The organism is Halobaculum roseum, from assembly GCF_019880245.1.
Classification (GTDB): Archaea; Halobacteriota; Halobacteria; order Halobacteriales; family Haloferacaceae; genus Halobaculum; species Halobaculum roseum.
This window is the reverse complement of sequence record NZ_CP082286.1, coordinates 927,387-944,198: the sequence shown is the minus strand read 5'-3', so window position 1 is coordinate 944,198 and position 16,812 is coordinate 927,387. Positions and strand designations below refer to the sequence as shown.

Sequence of the window (16,812 nt, the reverse complement as noted above, 5' to 3'; positions counted from 1 at the left end):
ATGGGGCTGCAGGACCGTGAACCACGCCGAGACGGTCGCCTCGCTCCGCTCGGCGCTGCGACTCGTCCGGTTCAAATCCTTCCCGCGACATCGTTCGCTCCTCACTTCGTTCGTCGCAGAACGATGGGCGCTGCAGGATTTGAACCCGCGGCAACTTGGTCCGAAGCCAAGCACTCTGTCCAGACTGAGCTAAGCGCCCTCGAACGTTGCTATCCGACAGTCCCGTTTAACTCCCGCGCTTTTGTCCGCCGACCGGAGGCGAAGATATATATACAACACTCGTTAGTGACCGATCGGCGACGACGGCCACCAACGGTCGGGGCGGAGGCGGGCGGTCGGTCGGGCGTCGGTTCCATGTTGGGTTGGGTTCCGGTGTCGGGCTCTCCGCGCGGTCGCAGATCACCGCCGGAATAGTGGCACCGGATCGTTCGGGCTTCACCGCCCGAACACTCACTCACACTTCGCCGCACACGTATTCGGACGACGGACAGCGGCGACGCCGTCCCGCGTCCTTTATCCCCGACCGCCCGGTGACCGCGAACGATGAACGCGACACGGACGATCGGCGGCTACCTCGAGCTCGCCCGCGTCGGCAACGCGGTCGCCGCGGGCGTGCTCACGTTCGTCGGCTCGTTCGTCGCCGGCGGGCTCGACAGCCCGTGGGCCGTCACGCTCGCCGTGGTCGCGACCGCGGCGGCGACGGGCGCGGGCAACGCGGTCAACGACTACTTCGACCGGGACATCGACGCCGTGAATCGTCCGGACCGTCCGATCCCGAGCGGCCGCGTCTCCGCGCGTGCGGCCGCCACGTTCGCGGCCGCCCTGTTCCTGATCGCGACCGCCGCGGCGCTGTCGCTGCCGACCCTGGCGCTGGCGATCGCGGTGGTGAACCTCCTGGCGCTGCTTGCGTACACGCAGCTGTTCAAGGGGCTACCGGCGGTGGGGAACCTCGTCGTCGCGTATCTCACCGGCTCGACGTTCCTGTTCGGCGCCGCGGCGGTCGGGCCGATCGCGGCGCCGACGCCGACGCTGTTCGGGCTGGCCGCGACGGCGACGTTCGCCCGCGAGGTGGTGAAGGACGTGGAGGACGTGGCCGGCGACCGCGAGGAGGGGCTGCGGACGCTCCCCATCGTCGCCGGGGAGCGCCGGGCGCTGGCGCTCGCGACGGTCGCGATGGCGGCGGCGACGCTGGCGAGCGCGGTCCCGTACGTCGACGGCACCTTCGGCCTCGCGTATCTGGCGGTCGTCCTCCCGGCGGACGCGGCGATGCTGGGGGCGACCGCGTGGGGGTTTCGGGACCCGGGGACGGCACAGCGGTGGATCAAACGCGGCACGTTCCTGGCGGCGGCGGCGTTCGTCGCGGGCCGGGTCGCGACGGTGGTGGGATAGCCGTGGAGGCCCGTCACGTCGTCCAACCAATCATAAAGAATAATACCGGCTCACAGCAACCAAGAGGTAGTTGGATGACTCCCGGCGAGACGGAGCGAACGACGAGCCCGCGAGAGCGCGCCGTCTGCGCCGATCGGTCCGCGGGGGCACCCCATGTATGAGGTCGAGGCCCTCGGGACCGAGATCGAGCCCGGGTCGAACGTGCTTCTCACCGGGCCGCCCCTGAGCGGGAAGCGCGACCTCGCGCTCGACGTGCTCGCGGAGGGAACGCGCAACGACGAGGGGGCGATCATGGTGACGACCAAGGACTCGGCCGACCGCCTGCTCAAGCAGTTCGCCAAGCGCGAGCAGTACGAGGGCCGCCCGGTCGCCGTCGTCGACACCGTCACCCGTCAGCAGGGCGTCAACGACGTGCGCGACAGCGACCGGATCAAGTACACCTCCTCGCCGGTCGACATGACCGGCATCGGGATCAAGCTCTCGTCGTTCCTGGAGGCGTTCTACAAGGACCGTGGCATCCGGAAGAACCGCGTGATGGTTCACTCGTTGTCGACGCTGCTCATGTACTCGGACCTCCAGACCGTGTTCCGCTTCCTCCACGTGTTCACCGGTCGGGTCCAGAGCGTCGACGGGCTCGGGCTGTACTGCATCGACTCGACGGCCCACGACGACCAGACGATGAACACGCTGAAGCAGCTGTTCGACGGCATCATCGAGACCAGCGAGGACGGCGAGCCGTCGGTTCGGCTGGCGAACGCGTAGTAGTCGGGTCCGTTCGGCTTCTGTTCCGGTGGTTCTCGACCGAGGTGCTGTCGATGAGCGCCTCGCCACTACCTCGTCGAGGTCCGGTCGATATCGTCCTCGAAAGCCCCCGCGTCGCTCGCGGTCTGCGGCTCGCTGCGCGCGCTCGGTCGCTTCGCTCCCTCGCGTGCTTTCGTCGCCTCGATCCGCGAGCGACGCGGCCCCTTTCAGTCCCACCCGCCGCGACCGCACCGCAGCCACACTTACGTCGGAGCAAACTCCGACGAACTCACGTTCACTCCGTTCACGTGAGCCTCCCCAGCCGACTCGGTGCTCGCCTCCGGCTCGCACCTCGCCCCTCGCGCGCGTCCGGCGCGGACGGAGCCGCGCCGGCGCGCGCCAGAACCTGAGTTCGGCCGACGCACGAACCCTTTTGGCTCGACACGACGCAGGTATGGGTATGCCAGTCACCGACGACGACGGCCTGCGCGAACTGCTCTCGATGGATCCCGTCGCGGTCGTCGGCTGTTCGAGCACGTCCGGCAAGGCCGCCCACGACATCCCGAAGTACCTGCAGGAGCACGGCTACGAGGTGATCCCGGTGAACCCCTACGCCGACGAGATCCTCGGCCGCGAGGCGTACGACTCGCTGGCGGACGTGGAGGAGGAGATCGCGCTGGTCGACGTGTTCCGTCCGAGCGACGAGGTCGCGGGCATCGTCGACGACGTGCTCACGCGTCGCGAGGACCGCGGCGATGTCGAGGGGCTGTGGCTCCAGCTCGGCATCACCGACGACGAGGCGCTCGCGCGCGCCGACGACGCCGGTCTGCTGACGACGCAGGACCGATGCATGAAGGTCGAACACGGCCGGCTCGTCGCCTGAGAACCCGCCGCCGCCGGGCGGCCGGTCAGAACGACTCCTGATCGGTGGGGATCCCCGTCTGGTCGCCGCGGTCGTCGTAGTACTTGCGTCCGATGAACGCGTCGTCGACGAGGCCGACGAGCGTGTCGTGGAGCTCCTCGACCGACTCGTAGGTCGTCGGGTCCGACCGGTCGAGCACGGCCGCGACGGTCGTGTTCTCGCCGTTCGGCGCGTCGAGCGTCACGTCGCCGACGCGCTCGATCACGGTCTCGCGGTCTATCGGGAACGTCAGCCGGTCGGCGAACGCCTCGCGGGCCTCCGAGAGTCGCATGGACGGAGACACGCGAGTTCCGGACAAGTGTCTGGTTCCCGGGTTACTGTCGGCTAGCTACGCGGGTGACTCCGTCGTTCCCGAGACGGTCGCCGACGGCGCCTCGATCCGGACACGCCCCGTTTATCCGCGCCCCGGCCGAACCCCGGCACATGACCGGACACGCCCCGAACCGGAACGCGCTGTGGGGCCGCGCCGTCGCCGACGAGCTCGCCGCCGCCGGCGTCGACGCAGTCTGCATCACCCCCGGATCGCGCTCGACCCCCCTCACCGTCGCGTTCGCCGACCACCCCGACATCCACGTCTTCTCCCACCTCGACGAGCGCGCCTCCGCGTTCTTCGCGCTCGGCCGCGCCCGCCGAACCGGCGAGGTGACCCCGCTGGTGTGCACCTCCGGCACCGCCGCCGCGAACTTCCACCCCGCCGTGATGGAGGCCGCGAACTCCCGGGTGCCGATGCTCCTCCTGACCGCGGACCGACCCCCGGAGCTGCGCGACTCCGGTGCGAACCAGACCGTCGACCAGGAGAAGCTGTACGGCGACGCCGTCCGCTGGTACAAGGACCTCCCGGAGCCGGAGGCCGACGACCGCAAGCTCCGCTCGCTGCGCACCGATCTCGCGCGCGCCGTGTCGACCGCCGAGGGCACCCCCGCCGGGCCGGTCCACCTGAACGTCCCGTTCCGAAAGCCGCTGGAGCCGGTTGAGGTCGACGGTGACGTGCCGGCCGACCTCCCGGCGCTCGCCGCCGCGGGTCGCGACGGCGACCGCGCGTTCGTCTCGACGACCGCCGGGCACCCGATGCCCGACGACCGCGACCTTCAGCGCCTCGCGCGCGCCCTCGACGCCGAGCGCGGCCTGATCGTCGCCGGCCCCGCGGACCCGCCCGGCCCGGACCCGCAGGCGGTCACCGCGCTGGCGCACGCGACCGGCTTCCCCGTGCTCGCGGACCCGGTCTCGGGCCTTCGGTTCGGCTCGTCCGTCCGGGTCGCCCCGGTCCTCGGCGGCTACGACGGCTTCCTCGCGAACGGCGCGCCCGACGACTGGCCCGAGCCGGAGGTCGTGCTCCGGTTCGGGGCCTCCCCGACCTCGAAGCCGCTGCGCAAGTACCTCGCGAGTACCGACGCCCGGCAACTGCTCGTCGACCCCGCCGGCGCCTGGCGCGAGGCCGAGTTCACGGCGACGGACCTCGTGGTCGCCGACCCGTCGCGGCTCTGTGGCGCGCTCTCGCGGCAGGTGGGAGCCGGCGGGGCCGGGGGCGCTTCCGGCTCCGACTCCGACTCCGACTCGACGACGTGGCGCGAGCGCTGGGAGGCCGCCGAGGCCGCCCACTGGGACGCCGTCGAGTCCGTCGCCGGCGACGCCGCCGGCGAGGGTCGCTTCTTCGAGGGGCGCGTGCTCGCCCACGTGGCCGAGCTCGCCCCGGAGCCGTCGACCGTGTTCGTCTCGAACTCGATGCCCGTCCGCGACGCCGACCGCTTCGCCGCCCCCGCGGCCAAGGGGCTGACGATGCTCGGCAACCGCGGCGCCTCCGGCATCGACGGGGTCGTCTCGACGGCGCTGGGCGCCGGGTCGGCGACGACCGACGACCTGACGCTCGTGACGGGGGACCTGGCGTACTACCACGACATGAACGGCCTGCTCGCGCTGGAGCGGTGTGACGTGGACGCGACGGTGGTCCTGATCAACAACGACGGCGGCGGTATCTTCCACATGCTCCCCATCGAGGACTTCGACCCGCCGTTCACGGGGCAGTTCAAGACGCCCCACGACCTCGACTTCGAGCCGACCGAGGACCTGTACGACCTGTCGTTCGCGCGCGTCGACGGCGACGACCGCGAGGGCTTTCGCGACCTGTACTGCCAGAGCGTCGCGAGCGCGGGGACCGACGTGATCGAGGTCGTGAGCGACGCGGAGGCGAGCCACCGCGTGCGCGAGGAGATCGCCGACGAGGTGGCCGAGCGCGTCGCAGACCTCGACTGAGTCGGCGGGCCGTCGCGACCCCGGGGCTCAGAAACCGATCTTTCCGACGCCGCCCACGGTGGTCGCGACGTACGCGCCGTCGGGGCCGGCCGTCGGCGTCGGCGGGTAGCCGCCGGGGAGCGTCGCGCGCCACAGCTCGGCCCCGTCGCCGGCGTCATGGGCGAACAAGGTTCGCGCGTCGCCGTCGGCGGAGACGACCGCGTCGCCGGCGCGGACGCGAGGGATCGCGAGATCGGTCGCCTCGGCGTCCCACCGTTCGGTTCCCGAGTCCCGCGCGAGCGAGACGACCCGCGACTCGGAGACGGTGTAGAGGGCCTCCGCATCGAACGGCGCGTGATAGACGGGGCCGCCGCCGTCGTACGACCAGCGCTCGGTTCCGTCGGGGCCGAGGCGGGCGACGCGCTCGCCGCCGATGTAACAGTCGCCGCGGTAGCGCACCGATGTCACGACCTCCCCGGCGAGATTCCACCGCGCGCTCCCGTCGGCCGTCGACACCACCTCCATCGTCGCCTGATCCGGCCCGGGATCGTAGCGGTCGAGGACGACGAAGGCGCGCCCGTCGCCGACGGCCGTCGCGGTCGCGCGCGCGTCCTCGGGCGCCTCGTAGCGGAAGCGACGCTCGCCCGTTTCGAGGTCGAAACAGTCGACGGCGCGGTCCGCCTCCACGAGCGCGACGCCGTCGCCGACGGCGCCGCCCATCGCGTCGCCGCTTTCGTCCCTCCACCGCTCGTCGCCGGTGGCCGTCTCGATCGCGAAGACGGCGTGGTCCCGTTCGGCGCTGATCGCGTCGTCGTTCGTCGCCACGACGACGGCGCCGTCGCCGAAGCCGATGAACGAGTGGAAGCCGGAGACGCCGGTTCCGAAGCGCCACCGTTCGTCGCCGTCGGCCGTCAGCGCGTGCAGCACGTGGTCGTGGGCGCCGGTGCCGACGCTGATCCCGACAAGCGCGTACAGCGTGCCGTCGCGCACGCGGAGGTCTGCTGTCGGTCGACCGTACTCGTAGTCGCCGTCGAGCGTGACGGCCGTTTCGAACGTCCACGCGGTCTCGCCGGTGGCCGCGTCGATCCCGACCACGTCCGTGCCGACGGCGACCGCGACGGTCCCGTCGACGAACGCCGGCTCGGAGACGAGGTCCTCGCCGAAGGCGCGCTCCCACGCGAGCGACCCGCCCTCGACCTCGATGCCGGTTCCGGGGTCGGGGGAGTCGGTGTCCGGATCCTCGGTCGTCGGGTCCCCGTTCGGGTCGTCCGATCCGTCCGTTCGGTCGTCCGTTCGTGCGGTCCCCGTGCGTCCGCCCTCGGGGCCGATACAGCCGGAGAGCCCGAGGAGCGCGCCGCCGCAGAGACCGAGCGTGTCGCGTCTGGAGGGCATCGTACGGCCGACTGCGGCGGCGACCCATGGGCTTTGTGGGGCGACGGTTTTTGAGACGGCGGCCCGGATGGTGGGGTATGGGCTCACGCGGGACCGACGAGTCGACGGAGCGACGCAAGCTTCGGCCGCGCGAGCGGACGGACGCCCTGGGGCGGTTCCTCGAGGATACGTTCGACGCCCTGGGCGAGCACGCGCTGATCGCGGTGCCGTCGCTGCTGTGGGCCGCGCTGTCGGTCCCGCCGGGGGACTCGACCGCGATGCTCGCGGGCTACGTCGCGCTCGTCGTCGGCCTCGCGGTCGTCCGCGGGAACCGCCTCTCGGGCGGCGACGGTCGCCGCGGGATCCCCCCGTGGCCCGACGGCAGCCGTCGGCCGCTGCTCGCCCGCGTCGGCTATTACAACCTCGCGATCGTCGCGATCGCGGCGCTGGCGACCGCCGGGGCGCCCCCCGGCTGGGGAGAATCCGCGGTCTCGCTGACTGTCGCGGGGACGCTCGGCCTCGCGCTCGGACTCGGCTTCCCCGTCGTCGCGGCCGCGGTCGTGCGCCTCACCGGCGGCGGACCGCGGGCCCGCCCGCAGGACTGGAACAGCCTGCGCGCCGACAGGGAACGGAACCGGCGGAGCAGGTGACCGCGGCGTCGTCGGCGATCGACCCCGACACGCGCACCTTTTTGCGGACTCCCGCCGCGCGTTCGAGCATGAGCGACAGCGACGACGCGGACCACGCGACGGACGGCGGCGGCGACGCCGGCAGCGACGCCGTCTCGGAGATATTCGACCCCGATAGGTGGGAGCCGGTCGACGGCAGCGAGGCGTTCGACGACATCACCTACCACCGCGCGGTCGACTCGCCGACCGTCCGCATCGCGTTCGACCGCCCGGAGAAGCGCAACGCGTTCCGCCCCGGCACCGTCGACGAGCTGTACGCCGCGCTCGACGACGCCCGCAAGCGGGCGGACATCGGCTGCGTCCTGCTGACGGGGAACGGGCCCTCCCCGAAGGACGGCGGCTGGGCGTTCTGCGCGGGCGGCGACCAGTCGGTCCGCGGCGAGTCGGGCTACGAGTACCGCGACGACGACGAGGCCGACGAGTCCGACGACGAGTTGGTGCGGGAGGCGAAGGCCGGCCGCCTGCACATCCTCGAAGTCCAGCGGCTCATCCGCTTCATGCCCAAGCCGGTCGTCGCCGTGGTCCCGGGCTGGGCGGTCGGCGGCGGCCACTCCCTGCACGTGATCTGTGACCTCACGCTCGCCAGCGACGAGCACGCGAAGTTCCTCCAGACGGACCCGGACGTGGCGAGCTTCGACGGCGGCTTCGGCTCCGCCTACCTCGCCAAGCAGGTCGGCCAGAAGAAGGCCCGCGAGGTGTTCTTCCGCGGGAAGACCTACTCGGCCGAGGAGGCCGTCGATATGGGGATGGCGAACGAGGCGATCCCCCACGACGAGTTGGAGGAGGTCGCCCTGGAGTGGGCCGACGAGATGACGAGCAAGTCGCCGACGGCGATGCGGATGCTGAAGTACGCGTTCAACATGACCGACGACGGGATGGTCGGCCAGCAGGTGTTCGCCGGCGAGGCGACCCGGCTGGCGTACATGACGCCGGAGGCGCAGGAGGGGCGGGACGCGTTTTTAGAAGGCAGGGAGCAGGACTTCAGCGACTACCCCTGGCACTACTAACGAACCTCTTTTGCGGGGGCATGTCCTCGCGGGCGGCGAAGCCGCCCGCTGCGGCCAGACCCCCGCAAAACCCGTTCATGCCAAAACGCCGCTCGCTCGGCCTACGGCCTCGCTCGCGGTACGACCGCTGGTGACTCCCGCACCGCTACCGCACCGAAACCGCGACAGCAACGCCACCGCGACCGTGCCGGCTACTCCCGGGGATCCCAGCCCGCGAACTCCTCCCCTTCCTCCAACTCGACGCCGAGTGCGTCGATAACGCCCGCCAGGGAGGAGTAGCCGTTCGCCAGCGACGCGACGCCGACGGCCGTCGACTCGTCGCGGGCGGCGACGAACTCGTCGTGGAGCGCGTCGTCGACCTCGCGGCCGAGGGCGGCGTGGGCGTACCGAAGGAGCAGCGCCTCCCCGTCGTCGAAGGCGTCGAAGTCGCCGTCGGCGATGGCGGCCATCTCCTCGCGGGTGACGCCCGCGTCGCCGCCGATGCGGACGTGCTGGTGCCACTCGTAGCGACAGCCGTTCTCGGCGGACGCCAGCAGGATCACGAGCTCGCGCTCGCGGTCCGGGAGGCCGCTGGACTCCCACAGCGACGAGAGGAACGCGCGGGTGCCCGCAAGCACTTCGGGGTTGTTGCCGAGGGCGGCGTAGACGTTCACGGGCTTGCCCTGCAGCTTCGAGATGACGAGATCGCGGTACTCCTCGGGTAACTCCTCCGGGTCGACGGACGGAACGCGTGCCATACGACCCCCTCATCCGGACGACGTATAGCTCTCCCCGTCGCCGCAGTGGTCTCCGCGTCCCGCAGTCCTGCCCGCCGGCCGCGCCGTCGTCGGCCCTGCCGCCGCCCGCGAAGCCCACCCTTCATACCCCGCCCGTTCCAGTCTCCGACAATGAGCACGGAGACGAGTCAGTCGGACATCTCCAGACGGCGGGCGTGGGTGATCGCCGCGCGCCCGCAGACACTGCCGGCGGCGCTGGCGCCCGTCCTCGTCGGGACCGGCCTCGCCGTCCGCGACGGCGTGTTCGCGCCCCTGCCGGCGCTGGTCGCGTTCGTCGGCGCCGCGCTGATCCAGATCGGGACGAACTTCGCGAACGACTACTACGACGCCGAGAAGGGCGCGGACACGGCGGACCGCGAGGGATTCACTCGGGTGACGGCGGGCGGTCTCATCGACCCCGCCGAGGTGAAGCGCGCGATGTGGATCGCCTTCCTCGCGGCGATCCTCGTCGGCGCCTACCTCGTCGCGGTCGCGGGCCTGCCGATCATGATCGTCGGGCTCGTCTCGGTCGCGATGGGCGTCGCCTACACCGGCGGCCCGTACCCGCTGGCGTACCACGGCCTCGGCGACGTGTTCGTGTTCGTCTTCTTCGGCCTCGTCGCCGTCGCGGGAACCTACTACGTGCAGGCGGCCGCCGCGCTGGGAGTCGACTTCCTCACGCTCGTTCCGCGGGCCGAGCTGGTCCCCGTCGCAGCGGTCGTCGCCGCCCTCCCGATCGCCGCCATCTCGACGAACATCCTCGTCGTCAACAACCTCAGGGACCGCGAGGAGGACGCCGAGACGGGCAAGAACACCCTCACCGTCCGGTTCGGCTACGGCTTCTCGCGGGTCCAGTTCGTCCTCCTGCTCGGGATGGCCTACGCGATCCCGCCGGTGTTCTGGCGCTCGACGGGCGACCCCACCGCGCTGCTGCCGCTGGCGACGCTCCCGCTCGCCGTCCCACTCACGCGGACCGTCCTGACGGAGACCGCGGGCGACGCACTCAACCCGGCGTTGGAGCGCACCGGGAAACTGCTCGCCGCGTTCGCGGCGCTGTTCGCCGTCGGGCTGGCGCTGTGACCGTCGTCGCGCTCCGGGCGTTCGCGCTCGACCTCGCGACGCCGCTGTCGACGGCCGCCGGCGACATCGAGACGCGGGAGGGGCTGCTCGTCCGCGTCGACCTCGCCGGGACGACCGGCGTCGGCGAGGCGACGCCGCTGCCGGGGTGGACCGAGTCCCTCCCCGAGTGTCGGGCGGCGCTCGAACGCGCCCGCGACGAGGGAACCCCGCCCGGGCCGGAGACGCCCGCCGCCCGCCACGCCGTCACGTCGGCGTATCGCGACGCGTTCGCCCGCCGGTCGGGACGGTCGGTGGCCGCGACGCTCGCCCGCGACGGCGACGGAGCCGACGACGCGACCGGTCCGGCCGCGTCGTCGGTGCCGGTGAACGCGACCGTCAGCGACGGGAGCGCGGCCGACACCGTCGCCGCCGCGGAGGCGGCGGTCGAATCCGGGTACCGTACGGTGAAACTGAAGGTCGGCGCGAGACCCGTGGAAGAGGACATCGAGCGGGTCCGCGCGGTCGACGACGCCCGCAACGCATCGAGGGCAGACGGCGACGCCGTCACGCTCCGCGTCGACGCCAACGGCGCTTGGGACCGGCCGACGGCACGACGCGCGCTCGCGGCGCTCGACGGCCTCGTCGAGTACGTCGAACAGCCGTTGCCCGCGGGCGACCTCGCGGGCCACGCCGCGCTCCGCGGCGTCGGCGCGCCCGTCGCCCTCGACGAGTCGCTGACGCGGTACGGCGTTCGCGAGGTGATCGCCGCCGGCGCCGCCGACGCGGTCGTGTTGAAGCCGATGGCGCTGGGGGGTCCCTCGCGGGCGCTCGCGGCCGGTCACGCGGCCGCCCACGCCGGCCTCGACGCCGTCGTCACGACCACCATCGACGCGGCCGTCGCGCGGACCGCGGCGGTCCACGTCGCGGCCGCGCTCCCCGGGGGCGACCAGCGCGCACACGGGCTCGCGACCGGCGACCTGCTCGCTGAGGACCTCATCACAACGGATCCGGTGCCCGTCGAGAACGGTCGGATCGCGGTGCCGACCGGGCCGGGGATCGCTGGCGACGCGTTCGACGAACTGGTGAAGTGACCGGTTACGGGTGGGGCGCCGTCGACGTGGGACGGCGTCGCGCGTGCGCTCGATTCAGTCCTCGACGACCTCGACCACGCCCTTCATCCCGAGGTTCCGGTGGGGGCTACAGTAGTACTTCGTGACGCCAGGGTCCGTGAACTCCCGGGAGAACGTCTCCCCCTCGGTGGCGTAGTACTCGCTCTCGAAGGCGCCGTCCTCGTCGACGACGTTGTGTCTGCTCCCCGCTCCCGTCCACTCCCAGACGACCGTCGTGCCGGGGGAGACGCGGACGGCGGCGGGGTCGAACGCGTAGCCGCGGTCGCCGGCGCCGACCGCGACGGTCACCTCGCTGTCACCCGTCCTGTCGGCGACCGAGCCGTCGAACCCCTCCGCGTCGGAAAGGTAGCCGTCGAACCGCTCGGAGCCGCCGGAGCCGTCTTCGCCGTCGTCGCCGCCGGCGGTACAGCCCGCGAGCCCTGCTGTCGCTCCGGCCGCGACCGCCGTGAGGAGCCGTCTGCGCGTCGCAGCCGGGCGAACGCGGTCGCGTCCGCCTTTGGTCGGATCGCTCATGCCCGCCCGTCGGTCCCCCACGGCAATGGCTCCACCGACTCGCGGACGCGGTGCGGTCGCGAGAACCCAACGCGGGCGCCGACCTTCGTGAACGACCGGGAAAGACTTTAGCCGGGACCGTCCTTCCGACTCGATGGCATGACAAACCTCGTCACGCACGTCGGGTCGACCGTCGAGGAGTACCCGGGGGAGACGGCCGTCTCCTTCCGCGGGACCGACATCAGCTATCGCGAGTTCTGGGGGCAGACGGCCGCGTTCGCGTCCGGCCTCGCCGAGGCGGGCCTCGAGGAGGACGGTCGCGTCGGCATCTACCTCCCGAACCTCCCGCAGTTCGTCGTCGGCTTCCACGGCACCCTGCGTGCGGGCGGGGTCGTCGTCCCGATGAACCCCCAGTACAAGGCACGGGAGATCGAGCACATGCTCTCGGACTCCGGCGCGGAGGTGGTCGTCACGATCCCGGACCTGGCGGGGTTCGTCGAGGAGGTACGCGACGACACCGACGTACACACGGTCGTCACCGTCGGCGAGTCGGTCGAGGGAACCGTCTCCTTCGAGGAGTTCTGCGGCGCGCCCGAGTTCGACACCGTCGCCCGCGGCGACGACGAGATCGCCTGCCAGCCGTACACCTCGGGGACGACCGGGACGCCGAAGGGCGTCCTCCTCACCCACCACAACCTCGCGTCGAACGCGCAGGTGTCGGCCGACCTCCTCCCGGGCGGGCTCCAACCCGACGACAAACAGATCGGGGTCCTCCCGCTGTTCCACATCTACGGCATGACGGTCGTGATGAACGCCTCGCTGTTCGAGGGGGCGGCGTACTACCCCCTGCCCTCGTGGGACGCACAGGAGGCGCTGGACCTCGTCGAGGAGGAGGAACTCACGGTGTTCCAGGGCGTCCCGGCGATGTACAACGACGTCATCAACCAGCCGAACGCCGAGGAGCGACACCTCTCGTCGCTCCGACTCTGCGGCGTCGGCGGGTCGGGCATCCCCGTGGAGGTGCTCCGGCGTTTCGAGGAGCTGTACGACGTGAACATCTACGAGGGGTACGGCCTGACCGAGACCAGCCCCGTCACCCACTTCAACCGCCCCGAGGCGGGCCGGCGCGTCGGCTCCATCGGGAAGACGCTCCCCGGCGTCGAGTCGATGATCGTCGACCACGAGTTCGAGGAGGTCGCGCCGGTCGGGGAGGGCCCCGTCGACGAGGACGAGGTCGACCTGGACGACATCACCGGCGAGGTCGTCATCCACGGGCCGAACGTGATGCAGGGGTACCACGACCGCCCGGAGGCGAACGAGGAGGTGTTCACCGAGCACGACGGGAAGCGGTGGTTCCACACCGGCGACATCGGCTACCACGACGCCGACGGCTTCTTCTACATCGTCGACCGCGAGAAGCACATGATCAACACCGCGGGGTACAACGTCTATCCGCGGGAGGTCGAGGAGTTGCTCTTCGAGCACGAGGCCGTCGCCGACGCCGCGGTCGTCGGCATCCCGGACGACCGCCGCGGCGAGACGGTGAAGGCGTTCGTCGTCCCGGTCCCGGACGCGGACGTGACGCCCGAGGAGATCAAACAGTTCTGTCTCGACAACCTCGCGGAGTACAAACACCCGCGGGAAGTGGAGTTCGTCGAGGAGCTGCCGCGGACGACGACCGGGAAGGTCCAGAAGTTCGAGCTTCGCGGGGAGTAGGCACTCACCCGCCACTCCTCCACCACCCACGGGCTCCGCGGGCGCCAGTGGCGCCCCCGATCGACCTCCCCCGAGCGCGGGGAAACGACCAAACCCCGGGGCCCCGTCGCCCCGGTATGGCCGACACGACGAAGTTCTCCGACGGCACCGTCCGACTCGAACGCGACGACGAGGGAGTCGCGCGCGTCGTCCTGAACGACCCCGACCGACGAAACGCGCTGTCGGTCGCGATGACCGACGGGATCGAGGCGGCGATCGACGACCTGGAGGGCGGCGACACCCGCTGTGTCGTGTTCGAGGGCGAGGGACCGGCGTTCTGTGCCGGCGGCGACATCGACTCGATGCTCGACCGCCAGGAGTCACAGGAGCCGGTGGACCACGCGGTGCGCCACGTGATCCAGGAGATCGGTCGGTGCGTGAAGCGGGTGTACGAGTGCGAGTTCCCGACGGTGGCGAAGATCGACGGCGCCGCGTTCGGCGCGGGGGCGAACCTCGCCATCGCCTGCGACGTGACCGCGCTCCACGAGGACGCCCAGATCGGCTTCGGCTTCCGCGAGGTCGGCCTCGCGGTCGACTCGGGCACCTCCTATCTCCTGCCGCGCCTCGTCGGCGAGAACGTCGCGAAGGAGCTCGTCTACACCGGCGAGCTGTTGAGCGCCGAGCGCGCCGAGGAGCTCGGCGTCGTGAACCACGCCGTCGGCGACGACGAGTTCGAGGCCCGCGTCTCGATGCTGGTCGATCGGATCGCCTCGGGGCCGACGGTCGCGCTGCGAACGTCGAAGCGTCTGCTGCGCTCGGAGTTCGCGACGCTGGGGGAGGCGATCGAACACGAAGCCGGCGCGCAGGCGACCGTCTTCGACACGCACGACCACGCCGAGGGGGTCGACGCGTTCACCGAGAAGCGCCAGCCGGAGTTCGAGGGGCGGTAGGGCCCGACCGACCGCGGTGCGAGAGCTGTCCGACGGCTAGTCCGCGGAGCGAAACGTAGAAGGGAGAACCCGAGAACACTGGTTGCATGGCCGAGTACACCGTGGAGTTCGTCGGCACCGGCGAGACCATCGAGGTGTCCGACAAGCAGACGATCCTGAACGCCTGCATCGAGGAGGGCATCGCGCAGGAGTACTCCTGCCGGGTCGGGATGTGTCTGGCGTGCACCGCCGAGATCGTCGAGGGGGAGGTGGCCCAGCAGGCGGCCGTCGCCCGCGCGCTCACCGAGGAGGAAGCCGAGGACTACGCGCTCACCTGCATGGCGCGCGCGCAGTCGGACCTGAAGCTCGACCGCGGCAAGTACCCGCCGAGCATCGAGGACGACGCCGCCGCGACGGCCGGCGCCGCCGCTGACGACGACTGAGGTCCGCCACAACAGTTTCATCGCCCCGGTCGGAACCCGCAGGCAGTGATACGGGATCGAGGCGTCCGGCTGTTCCCCGCGGCGCTGGCGGCGGCGGTCCTCGGTCTCGCGATCGGACACGTTCTGCTCGACGAGGACCCGTACCCGATAGAACTCGCGGAGGCGTCGATCCTCCTGGTGTTCGCCGGCGTGCTCGCGTTCGTCGCCGTTCGCGTCCGTCGCGAGCAGCTCCCGAGCGAGCGCGTGGCCCGACTCGTCGCGACGAGCCTCGGTGCCGGCGTCGTCGTCGGCGGGCTGTCCGCGGTGTACGCCGTCTCCCGCCACGCCAGCGGCGAGCCCGTCACGGAGGGGTGGTTGGTCCTCTCGATCGGCTGGAGCCTGGGGACGAGTTCGGGCGGGCTCGTCGGCTACTACGTCGAACGGGTTCGTGCCGAGCGAGCCGCCCAAGAGCAGTTGACCGGACGGCTCACCGTCCTCCAGCGGGTCCTCCGACACAACATCCGCAACGAGGTGAGCATCATTCGGGGGGTCGCCGATTCGGCCGCGGAGTCGACGGACCAGGCCGATGTCGAGTCGGACCTTCGGACGCTGATCGACCACGTCGACCGGGTCCACGAGCTCTCCGAGAAGGCGCAGACGCTCGCGGACCTGTGGAACGCCGACGAGTCCGTCGAGACGGACCTGGCGACCGTCGCGCGCGAGGAGGTGCGCCGCTTTCACGAGACGCACCCCGAGATCGATCTCCGCGCGTCGATCCCGGAACACGCCGCCGCCGTCGTCCACCCGTCGGCGGGGACGGCGATCCGCGAGACGCTCGATAACGCCGTCCGTCACAACGACGACGCGGTCGACATCACCCTCACCGTCGCCGAGGAGGGGAAGTGGACGACCGTGACGGTCGTCGACGACGGCTCGGACATCCCGAGCGAGGAGCTCGACGCGCTCGCGAAGCTGCAGGAGTTCCCGCTCAAGCACGTCAGCGGACTGGGGCTGTGGGTCATCTACTGGGTCGTGGAGCTCTCGGACGGCCGGCTGACCATCGAGAACCGCGACCCTCGGGGGGTCCGCGTCGAGCTACGGTTCCGATCGCGGCGGCACGCTCGCCGGGACCGAAACGGCGCCCGGGAGGCCGGACCCTAGCGGTTCGCCTCCATCCACTCGGCCGCGAAGTCGACCAGCGGTCGCATCCGACAGATCGTCGCCTCCGCATCGCCGACGCGGCCCCGCCACACCTCCGACCCGTGTTCGGCCTCGAACGCCGCCTCGATCTCCCGGAAGTCGTCGCGCGACTCGGGCTCGGTGAACTCGACCCACTCGCGCTCGCCGTCGACGAGCACCGGCCCGCCGTTCGTCTCGGGGTCCCCGCCGTAGTCGGCGCGGTACTCCGCGAGATGGAGGGACGTGTTCGCGTCGACGCCGACCCTGACGATCAGCGCGTCGCGCTCGTACAGCCGCGCCAGCGGCGAGTCCTCCCCCATCGGCGAGTCGTACGCGTGATCCGCCGTCACCGCCTCGGCATGGGCTCCCCACGCGGCGAAGGACGTGGTCGGATGGCGGCTGCGGCGTGCGCCGGGGTAGTCGCGCAGGCATTCCGGGATCGCGCCCATCCCCCGCGTCGGCGTCAGTTCGGGCCGGTACGGCGCCCCCTCCGCGCGGATCGTCTCGATCCAGTCGTCGGGAACGGGCGGGTTCTCCCAGTCGGCCGGGTCCGACAGTTGCGTCGAGTGTGTCGGAACCGCGAGGGTTCCGTCCTCCGTCACCGCGCCGAGCAACGCGTCGACGACCGTCGGCACGCCGCCGGCGACCCACCCGATCGCCGACAGCGACGAGTGGACGAGGGCGGTTTCGCCGGGCCTCACGCCCAGATCACGCAGGTCCGCCCGCAGCCCGTCGGTCGTCAGCGGCGCCTCGGTGCGCTCGACGACCTCGCGTTCGCTCATGCGGGGACGGCGACGCCGGCG

General features: G+C 71.5%; 17 protein-coding genes and 1 tRNA gene. 12 read left to right on the top strand and 6 right to left on the bottom strand.

Translation table 11 applies throughout. From position 1 onward, the window contains the following. Positions 1-124: 124 nt before the first annotated feature. Positions 125-199, bottom strand: a tRNA-Arg gene (locus K6T36_RS04725). Between the two features lie 344 nt (positions 200-543). On the opposite strand from K6T36_RS04725, the gene K6T36_RS04720 reads away from it, so the two are divergent. The 3 genes from K6T36_RS04720 to K6T36_RS04710 all read left to right on the top strand — a co-directional run bounded on the left by K6T36_RS04720 (position 544) and on the right by K6T36_RS04710 (position 3,013). Further along, on the top strand, positions 544-1,389 hold the full coding sequence (locus tag K6T36_RS04720) for a geranylgeranylglycerol-phosphate geranylgeranyltransferase (RefSeq protein WP_222922826.1): 846 nt from the start codon (positions 544-546) through the stop codon (positions 1,387-1,389). Between the two features lie 153 nt (positions 1,390-1,542). Beyond that, complete coding sequence (locus K6T36_RS04715) at positions 1,543-2,151, top strand: RAD55 family ATPase (protein ID WP_222608284.1); 609 nt, start codon at positions 1,543-1,545, stop codon at positions 2,149-2,151. A 439-nt stretch (positions 2,152-2,590) separates the two neighbouring features. Next, positions 2,591-3,013: a CoA-binding protein gene (locus K6T36_RS04710; RefSeq protein ID WP_222922825.1), complete on the top strand. Its 423-nt coding sequence runs from the start codon at positions 2,591-2,593 to the stop codon at positions 3,011-3,013. 25 nt (positions 3,014-3,038) lie between these two features. Here the strand turns inward: K6T36_RS04710 and K6T36_RS04705 are convergent, their stop codons facing one another. Next, entirely contained in the window at positions 3,039-3,323 is a 285-nt protein-coding gene (locus tag K6T36_RS04705) for a DUF5789 family protein (RefSeq protein WP_222922824.1), read from the bottom strand. A gap of 152 nt (positions 3,324-3,475) precedes the next feature. Between K6T36_RS04705 and menD the strand changes: the two genes are divergently transcribed. Further along, positions 3,476-5,302, top strand: coding sequence for a 2-succinyl-5-enolpyruvyl-6-hydroxy-3-cyclohexene-1-carboxylic-acid synthase (gene menD / locus K6T36_RS04700; protein ID WP_222922823.1), 1,827 nt, complete (start codon positions 3,476-3,478; stop codon positions 5,300-5,302). Positions 5,303-5,329: 27 nt separating this feature from the next. Here menD and K6T36_RS04695 read toward each other — a convergent pair whose 3' ends face one another. Next, complete coding sequence (locus K6T36_RS04695) at positions 5,330-6,673, bottom strand: outer membrane protein assembly factor BamB family protein (RefSeq protein WP_222922822.1); 1,344 nt, start codon at positions 6,671-6,673, stop codon at positions 5,330-5,332. Between the two features lie 77 nt (positions 6,674-6,750). On the opposite strand from K6T36_RS04695, the gene K6T36_RS04690 reads away from it, so the two are divergent. Beyond that, complete coding sequence (locus K6T36_RS04690; protein ID WP_222922821.1) at positions 6,751-7,302, top strand: DUF8215 family protein; 552 nt, start codon at positions 6,751-6,753, stop codon at positions 7,300-7,302. 68 nt (positions 7,303-7,370) lie between these two features. Further along, the gene (locus K6T36_RS04685) at positions 7,371-8,348 is read left to right on the top strand and encodes a 1,4-dihydroxy-2-naphthoyl-CoA synthase (protein WP_225935185.1); all 978 of its coding nucleotides are present in this window, start codon (positions 7,371-7,373) and stop codon (positions 8,346-8,348) included. 191 nt (positions 8,349-8,539) lie between these two features. Here the strand turns inward: K6T36_RS04685 and K6T36_RS04680 are convergent, their stop codons facing one another. Continuing rightward, positions 8,540-9,085, bottom strand: a complete 546-nt coding sequence (locus K6T36_RS04680) for a carboxymuconolactone decarboxylase family protein (RefSeq protein WP_222922820.1) — start codon at positions 9,083-9,085, stop codon at positions 8,540-8,542. Between the two features lie 150 nt (positions 9,086-9,235). Between K6T36_RS04680 and K6T36_RS04675 the strand changes: the two genes are divergently transcribed. Continuing rightward, entirely contained in the window at positions 9,236-10,183 is a 948-nt protein-coding gene (locus K6T36_RS04675; protein WP_222922819.1) for a 1,4-dihydroxy-2-naphthoate polyprenyltransferase, read from the top strand. Next, entirely contained in the window at positions 10,180-11,253 is a 1,074-nt protein-coding gene (locus K6T36_RS04670) for a mandelate racemase/muconate lactonizing enzyme family protein (protein ID WP_222922818.1), read from the top strand. Before K6T36_RS04675 ends, K6T36_RS04670 begins: the two co-directional genes overlap by 4 nt. Positions 11,254-11,307: 54 nt before the next feature. Here the strand turns inward: K6T36_RS04670 and K6T36_RS04665 are convergent, their stop codons facing one another. Continuing rightward, complete coding sequence (locus K6T36_RS04665; RefSeq protein ID WP_222922817.1) at positions 11,308-11,805, bottom strand: halocyanin domain-containing protein; 498 nt, start codon at positions 11,803-11,805, stop codon at positions 11,308-11,310. A gap of 138 nt (positions 11,806-11,943) precedes the next feature. Between K6T36_RS04665 and K6T36_RS04660 the strand changes: the two genes are divergently transcribed. The 4 genes from K6T36_RS04660 (at position 11,944) to K6T36_RS04645 (ending at position 15,991) form a co-directional block, all read left to right on the top strand. Beyond that, positions 11,944-13,500 (top strand): long-chain-fatty-acid--CoA ligase, encoded by a 1,557-nt coding sequence (locus tag K6T36_RS04660; RefSeq protein WP_222922816.1) that lies wholly within the window; start codon positions 11,944-11,946, stop codon positions 13,498-13,500. A 116-nt stretch (positions 13,501-13,616) separates the two neighbouring features. Continuing rightward, positions 13,617-14,429 carry an enoyl-CoA hydratase/isomerase family protein gene (locus tag K6T36_RS04655; protein WP_222922815.1) on the top strand — a complete coding sequence of 271 codons (813 nt, stop codon included), beginning with the start codon at positions 13,617-13,619 and terminating at the stop codon, positions 14,427-14,429. A gap of 86 nt (positions 14,430-14,515) precedes the next feature. Next, positions 14,516-14,851, top strand: a complete 336-nt coding sequence (locus tag K6T36_RS04650; protein WP_222608270.1) for a 2Fe-2S iron-sulfur cluster-binding protein — start codon at positions 14,516-14,518, stop codon at positions 14,849-14,851. Between the two features lie 45 nt (positions 14,852-14,896). After that, a complete protein-coding gene (locus K6T36_RS04645) occupies positions 14,897-15,991 on the top strand; it encodes an ATP-binding protein (RefSeq protein ID WP_222922814.1) in 1,095 nt (364 codons plus the stop codon). Here the strand turns inward: K6T36_RS04645 and K6T36_RS04640 are convergent. Continuing rightward, a complete protein-coding gene (locus tag K6T36_RS04640) occupies positions 15,988-16,791 on the bottom strand; it encodes an AAC(3) family N-acetyltransferase (RefSeq protein ID WP_222922813.1) in 804 nt (267 codons plus the stop codon). The genes K6T36_RS04645 and K6T36_RS04640 overlap by 4 nt on opposite strands. Positions 16,792-16,812: the final 21 nt, after the last annotated feature.